Source organism: Maribacter huludaoensis, assembly GCF_029350945.1.
In the GTDB taxonomy this organism is placed as follows: domain Bacteria; phylum Bacteroidota; class Bacteroidia; order Flavobacteriales; family Flavobacteriaceae; genus Maribacter; species Maribacter huludaoensis.
The window spans coordinates 901618-921103 of record NZ_JARKMS010000001.1 but is presented as its reverse complement, the minus strand read 5'-3'; the positions used below and the strand labels follow the sequence as shown (position 1 = coordinate 921103).

General features: G+C 37.2%; 15 protein-coding genes. 8 read left to right on the top strand and 7 right to left on the bottom strand.

Translation table 11 applies throughout. The features are described from left to right. Positions 1-16: 16 nt before the first annotated feature. From topA to PXC01_RS03995, 3 genes are all read right to left on the bottom strand, one after another. Complete coding sequence (gene topA, locus PXC01_RS04005) at positions 17-2521, bottom strand: type I DNA topoisomerase (protein ID WP_276471074.1); 2505 nt, start codon at positions 2519-2521, stop codon at positions 17-19. Positions 2522-2735: 214 nt separating this feature from the next. After that, positions 2736-4001, bottom strand: coding sequence for an LVIVD repeat-containing protein (locus tag PXC01_RS04000; RefSeq protein WP_276471073.1), 1266 nt, complete (start codon positions 3999-4001; stop codon positions 2736-2738). Positions 4002-4059: 58 nt separating this feature from the next. Continuing rightward, the gene (locus PXC01_RS03995) at positions 4060-4803 is read right to left on the bottom strand and encodes a hypothetical protein (protein WP_276471072.1); all 744 of its coding nucleotides are present in this window, start codon (positions 4801-4803) and stop codon (positions 4060-4062) included. 151 nt (positions 4804-4954) lie between these two features. Between PXC01_RS03995 and miaB the strand changes: the two genes are divergently transcribed. From miaB to groL, 7 genes are all read left to right on the top strand, one after another. After that, the gene (miaB, locus tag PXC01_RS03990; RefSeq protein WP_276471071.1) at positions 4955-6400 is read left to right on the top strand and encodes a tRNA (N6-isopentenyl adenosine(37)-C2)-methylthiotransferase MiaB; all 1446 of its coding nucleotides are present in this window, start codon (positions 4955-4957) and stop codon (positions 6398-6400) included. Between the two features lie 19 nt (positions 6401-6419). Further along, the gene (locus tag PXC01_RS03985) at positions 6420-7706 is read left to right on the top strand and encodes a sigma-54 interaction domain-containing protein (protein WP_276471070.1); all 1287 of its coding nucleotides are present in this window, start codon (positions 6420-6422) and stop codon (positions 7704-7706) included. A 21-nt stretch (positions 7707-7727) separates the two neighbouring features. Next, positions 7728-8249 (top strand): LptE family protein, encoded by a 522-nt coding sequence (locus PXC01_RS03980; protein ID WP_276471069.1) that lies wholly within the window; start codon positions 7728-7730, stop codon positions 8247-8249. Positions 8250-8253: 4 nt separating this feature from the next. Further along, the gene (locus PXC01_RS03975; protein WP_276471068.1) at positions 8254-9375 is read left to right on the top strand and encodes a hypothetical protein; all 1122 of its coding nucleotides are present in this window, start codon (positions 8254-8256) and stop codon (positions 9373-9375) included. A 6-nt stretch (positions 9376-9381) separates the two neighbouring features. Next, the gene (gene secG / locus PXC01_RS03970; RefSeq protein WP_276471067.1) at positions 9382-9741 is read left to right on the top strand and encodes a preprotein translocase subunit SecG; all 360 of its coding nucleotides are present in this window, start codon (positions 9382-9384) and stop codon (positions 9739-9741) included. Between the two features lie 144 nt (positions 9742-9885). Continuing rightward, entirely contained in the window at positions 9886-10164 is a 279-nt protein-coding gene (locus PXC01_RS03965) for a co-chaperone GroES (RefSeq protein ID WP_036156781.1), read from the top strand. 116 nt (positions 10165-10280) lie between these two features. Continuing rightward, positions 10281-11915 (top strand): chaperonin GroEL, encoded by a 1635-nt coding sequence (gene groL, locus PXC01_RS03960; RefSeq protein ID WP_276471066.1) that lies wholly within the window; start codon positions 10281-10283, stop codon positions 11913-11915. A gap of 412 nt (positions 11916-12327) precedes the next feature. On the opposite strand, the gene PXC01_RS03955 is transcribed toward groL, so the two are convergent. From PXC01_RS03955 to PXC01_RS03940, 4 genes are all read right to left on the bottom strand, one after another. Beyond that, entirely contained in the window at positions 12328-12690 is a 363-nt protein-coding gene (locus tag PXC01_RS03955) for a heavy-metal-associated domain-containing protein (protein WP_276471065.1), read from the bottom strand. A gap of 21 nt (positions 12691-12711) precedes the next feature. After that, positions 12712-15000, bottom strand: a complete 2289-nt coding sequence (locus PXC01_RS03950; RefSeq protein WP_276471064.1) for a TonB-dependent receptor — start codon at positions 14998-15000, stop codon at positions 12712-12714. Between the two features lie 16 nt (positions 15001-15016). Beyond that, positions 15017-17509, bottom strand: a complete 2493-nt coding sequence (locus tag PXC01_RS03945) for a heavy metal translocating P-type ATPase (RefSeq protein WP_276471063.1) — start codon at positions 17507-17509, stop codon at positions 15017-15019. A gap of 197 nt (positions 17510-17706) precedes the next feature. Next, on the bottom strand, positions 17707-18120 hold the full coding sequence (locus PXC01_RS03940; RefSeq protein WP_276471062.1) for an HYC_CC_PP family protein: 414 nt from the start codon (positions 18118-18120) through the stop codon (positions 17707-17709). Positions 18121-18308: 188 nt separating this feature from the next. Here PXC01_RS03940 and PXC01_RS03935 point away from each other — a divergent pair, with 188 nt between their 5' ends. Then, positions 18309-19409 carry a hypothetical protein gene (locus PXC01_RS03935; RefSeq protein WP_276471061.1) on the top strand — a complete coding sequence of 367 codons (1101 nt, stop codon included), beginning with the start codon at positions 18309-18311 and terminating at the stop codon, positions 19407-19409. Positions 19410-19486: the final 77 nt, after the last annotated feature.

Sequence of the window (19486 nt, the reverse complement as noted above, 5' to 3'; positions counted from 1 at the left end):
TTGACCTAAAATTAAATTACTTTTTTGTTTTAGGTTTAGCTTTTGCCTTTTTCTTTGGAGCTTTTTTCTTGGGTGTCTTCGCTTCGATCAACTTTTGGGCTTCCTCTAAGGACATATTTACTACATCTACCGTTTTAGCCAATTCTACTTTGATCTTACCTTTAATTACATTATGACGACCCCATCTGGCTTTTTCTATACGTATACCTTCTTCTTCCCAGTTATGAATAACCTTATCGATCTCTTTTTGCTTTTTAATTTCGATAAGTTCTATTATGTCATCATTTGATAGGTTATCAAAATCATACTTTTTGTTTACGTTGATGAACATGCCGTTCCATTTAATGAACGGTCCAAACCTACCGGTGCCCTTGGTAACTTCTAAATCCTCGTACATGGCAATTGGGGCATCGGCCTTCTGCTTGGCTACAATAAGTTCTATAGCCCTATCCATTTCAATTTCAAAGGCGCTTTCACCTTTGTCCATTGAAATAAACTTATCTCCAAATTTTACGTATGGGCCAAATCTACCTACATTGGCCAATACTTCCTCTCCTTCATATACCCCTAATTTTCTAGGAAGCTTAAAAAGATCCATTGCCTCTTCGTAAGTAATAGTATTTAAAGATTGCTCTGGCAGCAGACTTGCAAATGTTGGTTTCTCTTCATCATCTACGGTACCTATTTGTACCATAGGTCCAAATCTACCTAAACGGACAGATACTTGTTTGCCAGATTTAGGATCTTTACCTAATATTCTTTCTCCACTTGCGCGGTCTGCATTTTCTTCTACATCTACTACATTTGGATGAAAGTCTTTATAGAACTCTTTCATCATTTTCTTCCAGTCTTCATCACCTGAAGCTATCTCATCAAAATCTTCTTCCACCTGGGCGGTAAAATTGTAATCTAATATATTGGCAAAATTACTCACCAAGAAATCGGTTACGATCATACCAATATCCGTTGGTACCATTTTACCTTTGTCCGAACCTACATTTTCGGTAAGGTTCTTTGTTTCTATTTCATCAGACTTCAATATCAATTGCTGATACTTACGCTCAGTACCTTCTATAGTACCTTTCTCCACATAACCTCGGTTGAGTATCGTAGATATCGTGGGTGCATATGTAGACGGTCTACCAATTCCCAACTCTTCTAATTTCTTAACTAAAGATGCTTCCGTAAATCTGTATGGCGCCCTTGTAAAACGTTCTGTGGCAGATATGAAATTGTTCAACAAACGCTCTCCCTGCTTCATTGCCGGCAACATACCTTCTTGCTCTTCGGCAACGTCCTCATCATCTACACCTTCCATGTAAACTTTCAAGAAACCGTCAAACTTTATAACTTCACCGTTTGCCGTAAATTCTTCTGAATGTTTGTTTGCCTTTATCCTAACATTGGTACGTTCCAATTGAGCATCGCTCATTTGAGATGCAACGGTACGTTTCCAAATTAAATCATATAGTTTAGATTGATCACGCTCCAATGACGGAGATTGATTTCCCATATCCGTAGGTCTAATGGCTTCGTGTGCCTCTTGGGCCCCTTTAGACTTTCCTTTAAAATTTCTTGTTTCGCTATATTCCTTACCGTAGTTCTTTTCAATAGCTTCTTTGGCAGATGCCAATGCTTCATTAGAAAGGTTGACACTATCTGTTCTCATGTAGGTTATTAAACCTGCTTCATACAAACGTTGGGCTACCTGCATGGTTCTACCTACAGAAAAATATAATTTTCTTGATGCTTCTTGTTGTAATGTAGATGTGGTAAACGGTGCAGATGGCGATTTCTTAGCCGGTTTTTTATCTAATTTACTTATAGAAAAATCAGCTGCCTTATTTTTTTCTAAAAATGCCTTCGCTTCTTCCTCGGTAGAAAAAGTTTTGTTCAGTTTTGCAGAAAATACACTTCCGGATTCTGTTTGAAATTCCGCTGCAATCTTAAACGATGCCTGTGGCTCGAAACCTTCAATATCCCTTTCTCGTTCTACAATGAGCCTTACGGCTACAGACTGAACACGACCGGCAGAAAGACCTGGCTTAATTTTTTTCCATAGTACGGGAGATAACTGGTACCCAACCAAACGGTCCAAAACACGCCTAGCTTGTTGTGCATTTACAAGGTTAAAATTGATCTCTCTTGGGTTCTCGATCGCTTTTTGAATAGCTGCTTTTGTAACCGAGTTGAAAACAATTCGCTTTGTTTTCTTCTTGTCCAAGCCCAGTTCTTCTGCAAGGTGCCAAGATATAGCCTCTCCCTCTCGATCCTCATCACTTGCTAGCCATATAGTTTCTGCCTTATCCGCCAAACTCTTAAGTTTTTTCACTAAAGCTTGCTTGTCTTTATCAACTATATATTTAGGTGTAAAATCGCCTTCAACATCTACTCCCAGCTCCTTTGAAGGTAAATCCGCTATGTGACCAAAGCTAGATTCTACCTTATAATCTTTTCCCAAAAACTTCTCTATAGTTTTTGCCTTTGCAGGAGACTCAACAATTACTAAATTTTTCGCCATCAACCTTGTTTATACTTACAAATGTATACTAAAAATTAAACTTTGGAATTTCCAGATTTTATTTTTCCTCATATTTCAACAGAGTTCAACCAAATAAAATCATGAAATTAACGCATATTATCACCTGTATATTACAACGCATAAACCAATTAGTGGCTTAAACTAAAAAAAAGGAAGCCGATCGAGCTTCCTTTTTTTTAACCTAATAATAATTTTATAACTGTAGAGTACTGAGTAATTTTATATCATTATCTACATATTCATATTGGTATAATATTCGGTCACCTATCATCAGTAAAGATGACGGCAAGGGAATAACATCATAAGCTACAATATTTTTAAAAGTGTTGATCAACTTAAGATTTGGAGCGTTGGTCTTATCATAAACCTTTAAACCAGAATCTCCATCACAGACAAAGAGCGTATCATCTTTTATCCCCAATCCGTTTGGACCGTCCATAGGGTAGATAACCTTTAGTTCAGGATTTTCAAGGTTAGAAATATCTATGACATAAAGACCACTTTCCGTATTTCCGCAAAAATTACCACCTTTTAAGGTTACATATGCATAACCGCCATCGACCACAACAGGATCACAAGCGGTACCATGCCTGAATTCTGAGATAAATTTTGGTTTTTCCGGATTTTTAATTCCATAAATGTACATGCCCTGCGAGCCCCCTATAAATAAAATATCGCCTTGATTATATATGGTCTCAATATCCCAGGCTACCTGAACATCGTCCAAAACCTGTACATCCTCTACATCTGTAATGTCAAAAATATTTATATCACTATAATCTACGACATATAAATAATTCCCAATTATCTTAAAACGGACCAAAGAACCGCCTTGACCGGTACTTGGCTGCGGACTATCATTGAAACTTTCAAGAGAATCTACCACACAACCATCACAGTTATACCTAGACTCATACTCCTCTACCGATCTTCTTTCCGTTACAACTTCCCAGCCAATAACAATATCCCTATCATAATCAATATCGCCGAATTCATAAAAATCTGCCTGCGGATATTCAACATCCGTAGCCCAAACACCATTATTATATATGGCATTTTCAATACGCCCGGCTATTGAAATATTATTAATATCCGATATATCAAAAATGACCAAATCCCCATAACTATCGGCATATATTTTATCATCTTTTATAGAAATATCATTATTACCTTCTAATTTTATAAACGCGATACTTTCCGGAGATGAAGGGTTTTGATTATCGATTACATGAAAACCCTTATTTACATCATTGACAAAAATATAATTACCATAAGCATAAATTTTGCCCGATGATACCACTGGCACAGGTTCGGTAACCGATACGGCCTCTGCCTTAAACGTAATTGCATCTTGCAAAATAGGTCTTGCAACTTGGTAATCTTGGTAAGGTCCGTCATCGTCACAAGAAACAAATACAGATAATGCGATGGCACAAAATAGAAAAACAAAATTCTTCATTGACAATAATTTAGCTGTTTGTAATCATTAGATGAAAAAACACCTAATAGTTGCGTTATCAATGATTTGAAATTTTCTTTACCTCACCAAAACCTACACCATCCTTGTACATGTAATACACCGGCACTTTACCTAACATTGCAGTGAACAGCACGCCCACACAACATAAAATAAAGCCAAGTTGCGCCACAAATGCCGAAATAATCACCAAACCGAATATGACCAACCAGTTTTTGTTGCCCAACGTAAAACTCGCCTTTACCATTTCTAAAGGAGACAAATGATTTGAAAACGCCAAAAAAGCAGGTATCAACGAAATTGGCACCATGACATAAAATACGCCAACACCACAGGCAAGTACCCCTAAAATCGATAGGCCAAAAGTATATAATGCAAGTATGAACACTTTACCTAAACGCCCTTCTTTAAAATAATAGAAGTAATCATCACTAGTAAAATCCTCTAAATCTTTTTCTTTACAAATTTTCAAAAATGACGCATTTAAAGCTAAAGCAAATGTGGTCACCCCTATTGAAAAAACAGGCATAAGAATAGCTAATGCAATAGCTGCCATAGGCGGTAACTCACCATGCTGCAATGCTTCTGGATCGGTTATACCCAAAGCGAACATTGGGATATACAAAACAATATAAAACGGTAGTATAACAACAAATGTCAAGAGCAAAATGATAAAGCCTTGCAACCAAACTTTCTTAAATAGTTCAATAGACCTACTGAAAATGGTACCGAATTCTAAATCTGGTTTCGTGTTAATGTGCTGAGTCAAGTTTTCTAAATTCATGTATAGAGGTGGTTATAATTGGTACTAACACTAAATAATTTTCGTGTGCAAAGCCTAAACAAACCCTAAATATTCATGTCATCTTGTCATATTTTTGATTATAATAGTATCTTTGCCTTCCAAAATATTTTATACGCAACGTATTACAAAAATGGAGAAAACCATAGACGAAAATGTGCAGGGCACAACTTTGGTAGTTGAAGGAAAAGAAACGAACAAGCGTAACCTCTTTATAGAAAGCTATGGTTGCGCAATGAATTTTGCCGATAGTGAAATTGTTGCCTCTATCTTGGCAACCGAAGGTTTTAACACCACCCAAACATTAGAAAATGCAGATTTAGTACTTGTAAACACCTGTTCTATTAGAGATAAAGCGGAACAGACCATTCGTAAAAGATTGACCGAATATAATAAGGTAAAAAAATCTAGACCGCATTTAAAAGTAGGTGTTCTTGGCTGTATGGCAGAAAGATTAAAAGACAAACTTTTAGATGAGGAAAAAATTGTAGACATGGTCGTTGGGCCAGATGCTTACAAAGACTTACCCAACCTAATTAAAGAAGTAGATTCAGGAAGAGATGCCGTAAACGTAATTCTATCCAAAGATGAAACTTATGGCGATATTGCACCGGTTAGATTAAACACCAACGGTGTAACGGCTTTTGTATCCATTACCAGAGGATGCGACAATATGTGTACCTTTTGCGTAGTACCATTTACCAGAGGTAGGGAAAGAAGTAGAGACCCACAATCTATTCTTGCCGAAATACAAGAGCTTTCGCAAAAGGGCTTTAAAGAAATTACGTTACTTGGCCAAAATGTAGATAGTTATTTATGGTATGGCGGCGGGCTCAAGAAAAATTTTGAAAACGCATCTGAAATGCAAAAAGCTACCGCTACCAATTTCTCTAAACTGTTGGACATGGTGGCATTGGCAAACCCAAAGATGCGCATTCGTTTTTCTACTTCGAACCCTCAGGACATGACCCTGGACGTAATCAGGACCATGGCAGAACATAAAAACATCTGCAACCATATTCATTTACCCGTACAAAGCGGTAGCAACCGTATTTTAAAGGAAATGAACCGCTTACACACCATTGAAGAGTATTTTGAACTCATAGATAATATTAGAAAAATTATTCCTGATTGTGCTATTTCTCAAGATATCATTAGCGGTTTTCCAACGGAAACAGAAGAAGACCATGCAGATACCTTAAAAGCACTTGAATATGTAAAATATGATTTTGGTTACATGTACGCCTACTCTGAAAGACCAGGGACCTTGGCCGGCAGAAAAATGGAAGACGATGTTCCTGAACCTATAAAAAAGAGACGTCTTTCTGAAATTATAGCCCTACAAAGAAGCCACTGTCAATTTAGAACGGAAAAGCACGTAGGCAAAATCCAAGAAGTTTTGATCGAAGGAACTTCTAAAAAATCTGAAAACGAGTGGATGGGCAGAAACTCTCAAAGCACCGTGGTTGTTTTCCCTAAGGAAAACTACAAAATTGGGGATTTTGTAAATGTTCAAATCAATGATTGCACTTCAGCAACCTTAAAAGGTGTTGCTGTTGGGTATTCTGACAACAATTAACTTTTAGTAGCCATTGTATATGGAAAGCATACAAAGCATAAAACAACGTTTTGAAATTATTGGGCAAGACCCCAAACTGAATCGTGCACTGGAAAAAGCAATGCAGGTTGCCGCAACAGATATTTCTGTTTTGGTAACAGGTGAAAGTGGTGTAGGTAAAGAATCGATCCCAAAAATTATTCATTCGCTTTCCCATAGAAAACATGCAAAATATATTGCGGTAAACTGTGGCGCCATACCGGAAGGCACCATTGACAGTGAACTATTTGGCCATGAAAAGGGCGCTTTTACAGGTGCTACGCAAACCAGAAGCGGCTATTTTGAAGTTGCCGATGGTGGTACCATTTTTTTAGATGAGGTTGGCGAGCTACCTTTAACCACACAGGTTCGTTTACTACGTGTATTGGAGAATGGTGAATTCTTAAAAGTTGGTTCTTCTCAAGTTCAAAAAACAGATGTACGTATTGTTGCGGCAACAAATGTAAATATGTTCGAAGCGATAAAGAAAGAACGTTTTCGAGAAGACCTGTACTATCGATTAAGTACGGTTGAAATCAACATACCACCACTACGCGAACGTCAAGGAGATATTCATTTATTGTTCAGAAAATTTGCATCTGACTTTAGTCAGAAATACAAGATGCCAACTATAAGATTAGATGAGCATGCCGTGTCTTTATTGACAAAATACAGATGGCCTGGCAACATACGTCAGTTAAGAAATATAGCTGAACAGGTTTCCGTACTGGAAGAAAACAGAGCAATTAACGCTGCTACTTTAAATGGCTACTTGCCCCACAACACTACAAGTAACTTACCTGCGGTAGTCTCTAACACAAAATCTGAAAGCGATTTTAGTAACGAAAGAGAAATACTGTACAAAGTACTTTTTGATATGAAAGGCGACCTCAACGACCTTAAAAAGTTGACGATGGAGCTTTTAAAAAACAACGATTCTGAAAAGGTTCAAAAAGACAATGAAAACCTGATTCGTAAAATTTACGGTAACGATGACGAAGAAGACGTTGATATTGAACATGATACTCAAGAAGAATCTTCACTTAGCCTTTTACACCTGCCAGAACCAAAACAGGAAGAACCTTCTGTAATTCAAGAATCCTACGAAGACAAGTATCATTTTGCCGAAGAAATTCAAGAGGAAGAAACCCTATCTTTACAAGAGAAAGAAGTAGAATTGATCAAAAAATCTTTAGAACGTAACCGTGGAAAAAGAAAGGCCGCAGCAACAGAGCTAGGCATTTCCGAACGAACACTATACCGAAAAATTAAGCAGTACGATCTTTAATACAAAATGAATCTCATTTCCATGAAATACCTAAAAAAAACTATTCTTTATATACTACCCGTAATTCTTTTATTTAGTTGCGGTGTGTACAATTTTACCGGTGGCAATGTAGGTGAGGCAAAAACTTTTAAAGTAAATTATTTTCAAAATTACGCAACCCAAAGTCCAGGCTCAACATTTGAACCTGGTGTAGATAGAGACTTTACGTTGGCGTTACAAGATAGGATTCAAAACCAAACCAGTTTAGACCTGATCAGTACCGGCAACCCAGATTTATTGTACGAAGGTGAAATTACCGAATATAAAATTTCCCCAATGTCTGCAACAGCAGCCCAAACGGCCGCTCAAAACAGACTTTCCGTGAGGGTTAAAGTGCGTTTTTATAATCAATTAAAAGAAGATGCCGCTTTTGACCAAAGTTTTTCTTTTTTTTATGATTACCCGGCAGACACGCAATTAGCCAGTATTAAGAGCGAAGCCCACGAAATCATTTTTGAACGATTGACACAAGATATTTTTAACGCCTCATTAGCAGATTGGTAAGAACATGAACGTTAAGGACTTTACATATTTTCTAGAACACCCTACCAAAGTGGTAGAACCTATACATACCAAACATTTAGAAGATATTATTGATGAGTATCCTTACTTTCAAGCTGCACGAGCGCTACACTTAAAAGGATTAAAAAATTTAAACAGCTACAAGTATAACAAAGCACTTAAGGTAACTGCGGCATATACTACCGATAGAGATGTCCTTTTTGAATTTATTACCTCTAAAGACTTTCTACAATCCAATGTTTCGGAAACTATTATTTCAGAAATAGAAGAAAATAAAAAAGTAGAACCAATAGAAGAGGTAGAAAACGCACTTGCTACAGAGGAAATTGAAACTGTTGTAAACGAGGATGCTCCCAACACAATAGAAGAGTCACATATACCTGACGAAGCTACAGAAGAAGTTGAAGTCGAAATTGAAGCTACAGAAACCAATGCACCTGAAATTATTGCCGCAGCGTCCACTGCCTCATTAATTATTACTTCTGAAGATAAACCATTGCCACAAAATGAAGAAGATGCCGATAAAATTTTAGACCCAGCACTTTTTCAATCTAAAAATCCTGACAATACCGAAGAGGAAGATGCTTTGGATATAGGCAAACCGCTAACTTTCGATGCCAAAGAAAAATATTCTTTTTCTGAATGGTTAAGCCTAGCTTCAAAAAAACCATTAGAAAAATCTGAAGAAGTTGTAGCTGAGAATAACCCAGATGAAATTACCGAAGCGCAAGTAGAGGTAAAAGAAAGCAAAATTGAAAAGACTATACAAAAGGTAGAGAAACAAAAAGTTACCCCAAAACCTATAAGAAAACCCAAGGTCAAAAGCGAAGCCATTAAAAAGAAATACGATCGTATAGACAAGTTCATAGCTTCAAACCCAAAAATTGTCCCTACCGAACAGAGTACGACCATAGATATTTCCAGCTCTTCTAAAATTGACCATAATGAGCTTATGACAGAGACTTTAGCAAGGGTTTACCTAGAACAAAAAAAGTATAAAAATGCAATTCAAGCTTACAAAATTTTAAGTTTGAAATATCCAGAAAAAAGTAGTTTCTTTGCAGACCGAATTAAGACGGTAGAAAAATTACGAAAAGATAATAAATAATTTAGAATGAGTACATTTTCAATTTTCCTAATACTTATCATTGTTGTTTGCTTATTGTTAGTATTAGTGATCATGGTACAGAACCCAAAAGGTGGCGGACTTTCTTCTTCTTTTGGCGGAGGAGGCAACCAAGTTGTTGGAGGAGTAAAAAAAACAGGTGACTTTTTAGATAAAAGTACATGGACTTTGGCAGGATTGCTAATAGTTTTAATCTTAGCTTCTAACGTTGCCCTTAAAGGTAACTTTGGCGATACGGATTCTAAATTATTACAAGGGGACGATATTGAGACCGTAGTGCCAGAAGCACTGCCAGAAACAGTTACGCCACCTGTAACCAATGAGACTACACCGTCTGATAGTTTATAACATTACGACCACAAAATATTTTAAATGCCAGCTTGTCATAAGCTGGCATTTTTTGTTTACAATTTGTCAGTAAATAGGCAATGGCATAATTTCTGCCTTTAGTTAATCCACGAAACTAAAAATCAATTTTAAAAATTAATAATTATGGCTAAAGTTAACATCAAACCATTGGCAGACCGAGTTCTTATCGAGCCAATGGCAGCTGAAACTAAAACTGCATCCGGACTTTACATTCCTGATACCGCAAAAGAGAAACCACAGAAGGGCAAAGTTGTTGCCGTGGGTCCTGGTACAAAAGATGACAGTGTTACCGTTAAAGTTGGCGATACGGTTCTTTATGGAAAGTATGCCGGTACTGAACTGAAATTGGAAGGTACAGATTACTTGATGATGAGAGAAAGTGATATTCTTGCTATTATCTAAAACTAGCAATCGGCTATTGGCTTTAAGCTATTGGCCCTTAAATTTTTATTTAAAAAACAATAATCTTCTTGACTTTTTGCCCTGTGCAAAGAGTCACTAATCAAAATAAAATTAAAATGGCAAAAGATATTAAGTTTGATATAGATGCAAGAGACGGCCTTAAAAGAGGTGTTGATGCATTGGCAAATGCTGTAAAGGTAACGTTAGGACCAAAAGGTAGAAATGTTATTATCAGTAAATCATTCGGTGCTCCACAAGTAACTAAAGATGGTGTTACCGTAGCAAAAGAAATAGAATTAGAGAACCCGTTAGAAAACATGGGTGCACAAATGGTTAAAGAAGTTGCTTCTAAAACCAACGATCTTGCAGGTGACGGTACTACTACCGCTACCGTTCTTGCCCAAGCTATCGTAAAAGAGGGCTTAAAGAACGTTGCTGCCGGCGCCAACCCAATGGATCTTAAAAGAGGTATTGACAAAGCTGTTGAAGCTATTGTTGAAAATTTATCGAAGCAATCTAAAAAAGTTGGTGATTCTTCCGAGAAAATTAAGCAAGTTGCTTCTATCTCAGCTAATAACGACGAAACTATTGGTGACTTGATCGCTCAAGCTTTCGGTAAAGTTGGTAAAGAAGGTGTCATCACCGTTGAAGAAGCTAAAGGTACAGACACATACGTTGACGTTGTTGAAGGTATGCAGTTTGACAGAGGTTACCTTTCTCCATATTTTGTTACCGATTCTGAAAAGATGGTTTCTGATTTAGAAAGTCCTTATATCTTGTTATTTGACAAGAAAATCTCTTCAATGAAAGACCTACTTCCTGTATTAGAGCCAGTTGCGCAATCAGGTAAACCGTTATTGATTATTGCCGAAGATGTTGATGGTGAAGCATTGGCTACATTGGTAGTAAACAAATTAAGAGGTTCTTTAAAAATTGCGGCTGTTAAGGCTCCAGGTTTTGGTGACCGTAGAAAAGCAATGTTAGAAGATATTGCAATCTTAACTGGTGGTACCGTTATTTCTGAGGAAAGAGGTTTCTCTTTGGATAACACTACTTTAGACATGTTAGGTACTTGTGAAAAAGTCCAGATAGACAAAGACAATACAACTATTGTTAATGGTGGCGGTGTTGCAAAAGATATTAAAACAAGAGTTAACCAGATTAAATCTCAAATTGAGACTACGACATCTGACTACGATAAGGAAAAACTTCAAGAACGTTTGGCTAAATTGGCCGGTGGTGTTGCCGTACTTTACGTAGGTGCAGCTTCTGAAGTTGAAATGAAAGAGAAAAAAGATAGAGTTGACGATGCATTACACGCTACAAGAGCTGCGGTTGAAGAAGGAATCGTTGCAGGAGGTGGTGTTGCATTGGTAAGAGCAAAATCTGTTCTTTCTAAAGTATCTACTGATAATGAAGATGAGGCAACCGGTCTACAAATTGTAGCTCGTGCCATTGAAGCTCCTTTAAGAACAATAGTTTCTAACGCAGGTGGAGAAGGTTCTGTAGTTATCGCAAAAATACTTGAAGGTAAAGGCGACTACGGTTATGATGCCAAGTCTGAAAAGTATGTAGAAATGATGAAAGCTGGTATTATAGATCCTAAGAAAGTAACTAGGGTAGCATTAGAAAATGCTGCTTCTGTTGCAGGAATGATCTTAACTACTGAATGTGCTTTAACAGATATTAAAGAAGATGCTCCGGCAATGCCCCCTATGGGTGGCGGTGGCGGAATGCCAGGCATGATGTAGTGGCGAGCCGCCACAAGCAATTATTAGCTTGTTTGCGGACGTACATTAAATTTAAAGCTGCACTTGAAAATTTCAAGTGCAGCTTTTTTTATACTTATATCAATAAAAAAACCACCTTCTTTATTTACAAAAGGTGGTTTTATCGTCCAAACAGTATCGCCTTCTAAAGGCAATAACTAGACTACTTCTTTCTAGGAGCAGCTTTTGGGGCGGCCTTTTTACCAGCTTTTGCCGGTGCAGGCTTTGCAGCTGGTTTCCCTGCTGATTTTGCTTGTGCCATTGGTATAGAATTTTAAAATAAATCTATAGCTAATGTATTTCAGATTTTGATCCGTGAATATTTTGTTGGCAAAAGATTAACTAAAACACGATCTTCTTCTTTTTTAGAATTACACGCTGCACCAACACTTAATTAATTATCATGATGTTGACCGTCATCAGAATTATCTTCCCTATATCTACAACAAGGGTGCACACTATTATAAGCTTCTTCTGTAGCTTTTAATTCTTTGGTATCATGACCTACGGCTACAATTGCTGTTTTTATTTTCATAGCATCGGTTTTACGTTCATCCATAATTACATCTAACTGATGTGTAGGTATACTCCAATTGGCATATTTCACGCCTTTTACATTTAATGCAGCTTCCTCTATGCGCTCTTTACACATGGCACATCTACCATTTACGTCAAAAGTCATTTTTTTGTTCTTGTCTTGAGCATAGGTCAATACTGCAATCAACATTATTGCCACTGATAAAATTGTTGTTTTCATAGGTATTATTGTATTTGTTATTTATAAAATTTTAAATCGGAATCCGCCATAGAACATTCTACCCATTATTGGCGCATACACTATTGTTGTATCAAAATTGGGACCAAAAGGGTTATCAGCGCCCAATACAGGATTAATTTGCTGCACATCCGAAAGGTTTTCACCACCCAAATACACTTCAAATGAATTAGAGAATACTTTTGTCACTTGAGCATTCATTAGATTATATGTTGGGGAAAAAGCAGGTAATTGGTATTCCACCGGGTTAGCACTAGTGTCTGGCAACCGCGCTTCTCCAAAACTATGAAGGGTATAATCAAATTTCCATTGCGCACCATTATCCTTAGCCTCGGTCTCATACCCTAAATTAACAAAAAATCGATGTTGTGCTTGTAATGGTTTCTGTAGATTTCCGCTTTTATAATCCGTAGATACATCATAAAACTTATACGATGTTCTAAAATTAAGACGGGTCAAAAGCTCATAATTTAATTCTACTTGAAAACTTTTAGCACTACTCTCTCCTTCCAAATTATAAAAAGAAACTTCTTGCGGATTTTCCCAATCCACCACCACTTGGTTTTCAAAATCAGTGATGTAATAATCTAAAGAAATATCTCCCTTTCTGTTGAAGAAATTAAATCCTTGTAGAAAGCTAACTCCATAATTCCATGCATCTTCTGGCTCTAAACCATACACATCACCACCCGAACCTGCAATATTAATTTGCCTAGCAGAGGCGAACGATTGCTGATTTTCGGCAAAAATATTGGCAGCTCTTTTACCTCTACCAAACGAACCTCGTAAGCTTCCCTTTTCCCAAGGGGTATATCTAATATGGAATCTTGGTGTTACAAAAGTTCCCAATCTATTATGATTATCTACCCGTAAACCAGCGGTGAGACTCACTTTTTCCAGATTTTCATAGCTGTATTCAAAAAAAGCACCAACGGAATTATCTACACGAGAATAATCTGTAGTTGTCACCATTTCATCATAACCATCATAAGCAAAGGTGATTCCGGTTTTAAATTTATTTCTGGTATCTCCAATAATGGAATTAAATATTAAGTTGCTATAAAGGCTCTCGTGATTGATATCATAGGTTCTAAATCCGAAATAAGAGTCCTGCTTATGTAAGCTATAAGACGTTTGAAACCCTAAACTTTGAAAGGGCAATTCTGGAAAAACATAGCCGAGTTTTAAAGAAGTATCAAAACGACGGGTGTTAATTTCGCTTCCCCACACTTCGGCTCCGCTCAGTGCAGGAACTTCGGCTCCGCTCCGTGACCTATTACCTCCATCTACTCTATCTGTATCAGGATTAAAATCTACTTGCCCCACTTGTTTTTCATCATTTAAAAAACGAACGTTAAAAAAGCTGACAAATCCTTTTTCCGCATCTTGATATTGCCAACGGTTCATGACATTAATCTGATCTGCTAAAGGTGCATCTAAAAAACCGTCATCATTACCATCTTCTTTTTGAGTACGCTTATTTCCATGTATATATAAACCTGTACTCCACTTATCCGTTAGCTTTCTGTTGAAATGTGTATTCAACTCATAACGCCCGTTTTGGTTGGCATAACCATTTACAAAAACTGCATTATCGGTTAACGGCTTTACCAACTCGGTATTAATTTGACCTGAAATACTTTCGTAACCATTGACCACACTACCTGCACCTTTGGTAATTTGAATACTCTCTATCCAAGTACCAGGTGTAAATGTTAATCCGTATGCCTGTGATGCCCCACGAACCATAGGAATGTTTTCTTGAGTTATTAATAAATACGGACTCGTTAATCCTAACATTTGAATTTGCTTGGTTCCCGTTAATCCATCAGAAAGATTTACATCAATTGCCGGATTGGTTTCAAAACTTTCCGCCAGATTACAGCAAGCGGCTTTTAACAACTCATCACTGTTTACCGTAATCACGTTCTGCGGATTGAAATACGTTTTTTGTATAGCATCTCTTTGCTGCTGAACAACAACCTCATCTAATTCATTAGATGGCTTTAGACTAACCCGTATTGTTTTAGGTTCGTTAATGGTTAACGTATCAGACTCAAAACCAACATAACTAATGATCAATTTATTGAACTCTTTCAGATATGGAATGGAAAAATTACCATCGAAATCTGTCACTACTCCCGTTTGAGAATCTTGCCAGTAAACATTTGCCCCTGAGAGACCCAAGGCATTTGCGCCTTCAGAATCCAGCACTACACCTTCTACTTTCTCTTGCGAAAAAACAAGTCCAGACAGCAAAGTCATTAGTATTACTATTATATATTTGTTCATTTAATATTCAATTTGATTAATCAATTTTTACTGTTCGTAGTCGTAATGCATTTGCAATGACCGAAACAGAACTAAAACTCATAGCCAAAGCGGCTATCATAGGCGAAAGCAACATCCCGAAAACAGGATAAAGCACTCCCGCCGCAATTGGTATACCTACCGAATTATATATTAATGCGAAAAATAAATTTTGTTTTATATTCTTCATAACCGCATTACTAAGGTTATATGCTTTTACAATTCCATGTAAATCTCCTTTTACCAAAGTAATTGCAGCACTTTCAATGGCGACATCTGTTCCCGTACCCATGGCAATACCTACATCGCTTTTAGCCAAAGCAGGCGCATCATTAATACCGTCTCCTGCAACAGCTACCTTTCTTCCTTCAGATTGTAAACGCTCAACCTCCGCCAATTTATCCTGTGGTAACATACCTGCTTTAAAATCTGCCAGGCTTAATTGTTCCGCTACCGCTTTTGCCGTATCATGATTATCTCCGGTAAGCATTATCACCGCAATACCGGCTTTCTGCAACTCTTCAATAGCTTTTTTACTCGTCTTTTTAATTTTATCTCCGATTGCAACAAAACCAACTGCCTTATCACCAATTGCCAAGTAAGAAACTGTTTTTCCAAGTTTTTGATGAGAAACTACATCTGCCTTTAAACTATCTAAAATGGATACTTGAGCCTCATTCATCATCTTTTCGTTACCCAAGGCAATAAACTCCCCATTTATTTTACCAGTGACGCCCATACCTGTAACCGAATTAAAATCTTCAACCTTTAAAACGTTTACATTATTTGCCTTGCCATACTTTACAGTTGCATCTGCCAATGGGTGCTCACTTTGCTGATTTAATGAAACAATATATTGCAATACCTTTTCTTGGTTAATCTCAGAAATACTACCCACCTTTTCTACAGATGGTTTCCCTTCCGTAATTGTACCGGTCTTATCTACAATTAGCGTGTCAATTTTATCCATTCGCTCTAAAGCTTCTGCATTCTTTATCAGCACGCCAGATTGCGCTCCTTTACCTACACCCACCATAACGGACATTGGCGTAGCCAAACCTAGGGCGCATGGACAAGCTATTATCAATACAGCAATAGCATTGACCAAAGCATATACATAAGCAGGTTCTGGACCAAAAATGACCCAAACAATAAAGGTGATTACAGAAATGAACACCACAGCAGGTACAAAATAACTAGAGATTTTATCCGCTAATTTTTGAATTGGTGCCTGACTACGACTTGCCTTGTTCACCATGTCAATAATCTGGGATAGCAACGTATCCGAACCAACCTTCTCTGCTATCATCACAAAAGAACGCTTACCATTAATTGTCCCAGAACTTACATGATCACCCTCTACTTTTTGAACCGGAACAGGCTCGCCCGTTATCATAGATTCATCTACCGTGCTTTCGCCTTCATGTACACTACCATCAACAGGTATTTTATCCCCTGGTTTCACCCTAAGCAAATCTCCTTTTACTATGTTATCTATTGCAATTGTCTCCTCTTTACCATCAACAATGCGAATTGCCTTATTTGGAGCTAGCTTAAGAAGTTCTTTAACCGCAGAATTAGTTTTACTATGCGCACGAGCCTCTAATAGCTGTCCGAACAAAACTAGAGTCAATATTACCGTAGCTGCCTCAAAATATACATGAACCGTACCTTGGTCTGTCTTAAACTGCGGAGGAAAAAAATCAGGTGCCAAAATAGCCAATACACTAAATAACCACGCTACACCTGCCCCAATACCAATCAATGTAAACATATTCAAGTTCCATGTTTTTACAGAACGATAGGCTCTCTCAAAAAACATCCAAGTTGCATAAAACACAACAGGGATTGATAATGCAAACTGCACCCAATTCCAATTTCTTAAACTCAAAATATTGTGAAGCGGATTGTTCGGTATCATTTCTGACATTGCTACAATAAAAATGGGCAACGTAAAAGCCACCGCTATTTTAAACTTTTTTAAAAGCTTATTATAACTTTTCTCTTCAGCAGAAACATCAGCTTGCTTTGGCACTAAATCCATACCACAAATAGGGCAATCACCCGGTTCATCACGAACCACTTCAGGGTGCATTGGGCACGTATATTCCTGACCTTTATGACTACTGACACTCGCCTCTTCTACCAAATCCATACCACAAACCGGGCAATCACCAGGCTCTGTATAGGTTTTATCTCCCTCGCAATGCATGGGGCAATAAAAAGTACCATTGCCATTTTCTACTTTCTTAGGCTTCACTTCTTTATGATGATGCGCTCCTAATTCATGAATAGCATAATGACCGCCATCTTTTTTCATGGCATTTTGCAACTTTTTCAATGACAATTCTTTGTCCATCTCCAAAACCGCTTCTGCTTTCTCTAAATTCACTGTAGCCTTAGAAACTCCTTCTACGGTAGATAAAGTGTGCTCTACGTGAGACCTACATCCATTACAGGTCATGCCACTTATAGTATATGTATGTTTCATTATAAGATAATAATTTCTAACAGTTACTCAGAACCGTCTCTACTTTCTTGTTATTTTTTCAAAAATCTATAATTGCAACTAAAGCTTTTAAAAAGCTATTTACATTTTACAATAGAATTAAAGAAAAGGGATACTAAATAAAAGTAGTTTTTGATTAAACTGCATTTACGAACTAAAGCCGGTAGACAGTGCTAAAATCAAATCAAGAAAACTTGGTGTAGAATATTCAAATCCTCAGCCAATGTTGGTGGCGGATATGAATTAAAAGAAATGTTATTTTCAACTGAATCCTTAAATAAATCTAAGTATGCATTTGTAAAGGAAACTAGAAATACCTGTTGTGAAAAATCGAATTTTGAAAAATCACGCGTCAAATCATCTTGACCCTGCATGGTAAAAGCCTCATCAGCACAACAATGTTTTTTAACCGAAGGTGCATCTTCCAACAAAGCCAAACCAGCCTTCATTCCGCAATCTTCGGCATGATCAAACAGTGCAACATCCATAACACGCCCCATACACAAATGCTTTTCTACCGTCCACGATATTGTGGACAACAACAATAGCATTGCCATGAAAACGGAAAATAGTTTATGTAGCAATTGTTTCACACTTCAAAATTACAAAATATTAATAGCAAAGTACTTATACCAGATTTCTTTAACGAAACTTTTACTTAAGAATTCTCCTATAAAATAAACAATGTGCCGAATATACGATTCTAAGAAATTTTAAGTTAAAAGAGTTAACACATTAACAAACAGTAATCAGTAAACACTAATCATCAAAATTAAAAATTATGAAAAAACAAGTTAAACAGATTTTCCTAATATGCACTATTGCCCTGTTCATAGGCAGTTGTAGCTCTGACGACGGGTCAATTTTTGATACCCCATTACCAGATGACACTACAGGGGATGATAGCGGTGATGACACCAATGAGCCAGAAGTGGCAACAATTGTTTTCAACGAAGCTGTTCCTTCCTCAAATATAACTACGGCATCTGCTAGTGGTGAAGCAGGTACCAACGTTACAGGTAGAGTTATTTTTACATCAGACGCTACAACACAACGTAGAATGTACATTACCCAAAACTATTTGGGACAAGGAGAAATGCCTTTTAGTTCTTTTGATTTGGTAAGTGATGATTTGGACAAAGCATTAAAGGCCGATGGCTCTATTGATTTGGATGGTGCTACAAAGAAAGAAATCGATTTTTCTTTTCCGTTACCGGTTCCGGATATTGAAAATGGAGAAATTGTTTACTCTTTTTGGACAACTACAGGAAAAGGTGATTTTAGAGACAGCTCAAAAAGATTGGCTTTAGGTGTTGGTCAAATTACGGTAACAGTTGGTAATGGTACCAACCCTACCGCTGCCGTAAGGGAATTTACAGATGTTAAACTTTTTGCCCCGGCACAAGATGGATCAACGGAATCTTTCTTTTCTTTATTGAACGAAACCGTTTATAGAATTGATGTAGGTCCTGAATTTAGAGCTTTCTGGGATTTTGGATATTACTATGGTGCTTCTGGCCCTTCTGCCGGCGACAATGCTTCTTTTGCCTCAACAGAGCAATATGACGCTTCTTTTGGTTTTGACGTTGAAGGACTTAAGCCTGGTGCAGACGAAGAAAATGCCGCTACGGAAACGTTGAACCAAATGTTCTTTGCTACTTCTGCAACAATTGACGTTGCTGCATTTGATGCGATAGCCCTAAATAGTGAACTAAATTTTATAGCTAGTTCTAGCGCTCAAAAAATTACCAACCTAAGTGTAGGTGACGTAATAGAGTTCGTAGACAACTATGGCAAAAAAGGCCTTATTAAAATTACCGCTATAGAAGCTGGTTTCAACAATAACGACTTTATTGAATTCGATGTTAAGATTCAACCATAATCTAAATTTATATTTCGTATAATTATAAAGAGGATGTTGAAAAACATCCTCTTTTTTTGTTTTAGCGCACACGGTTA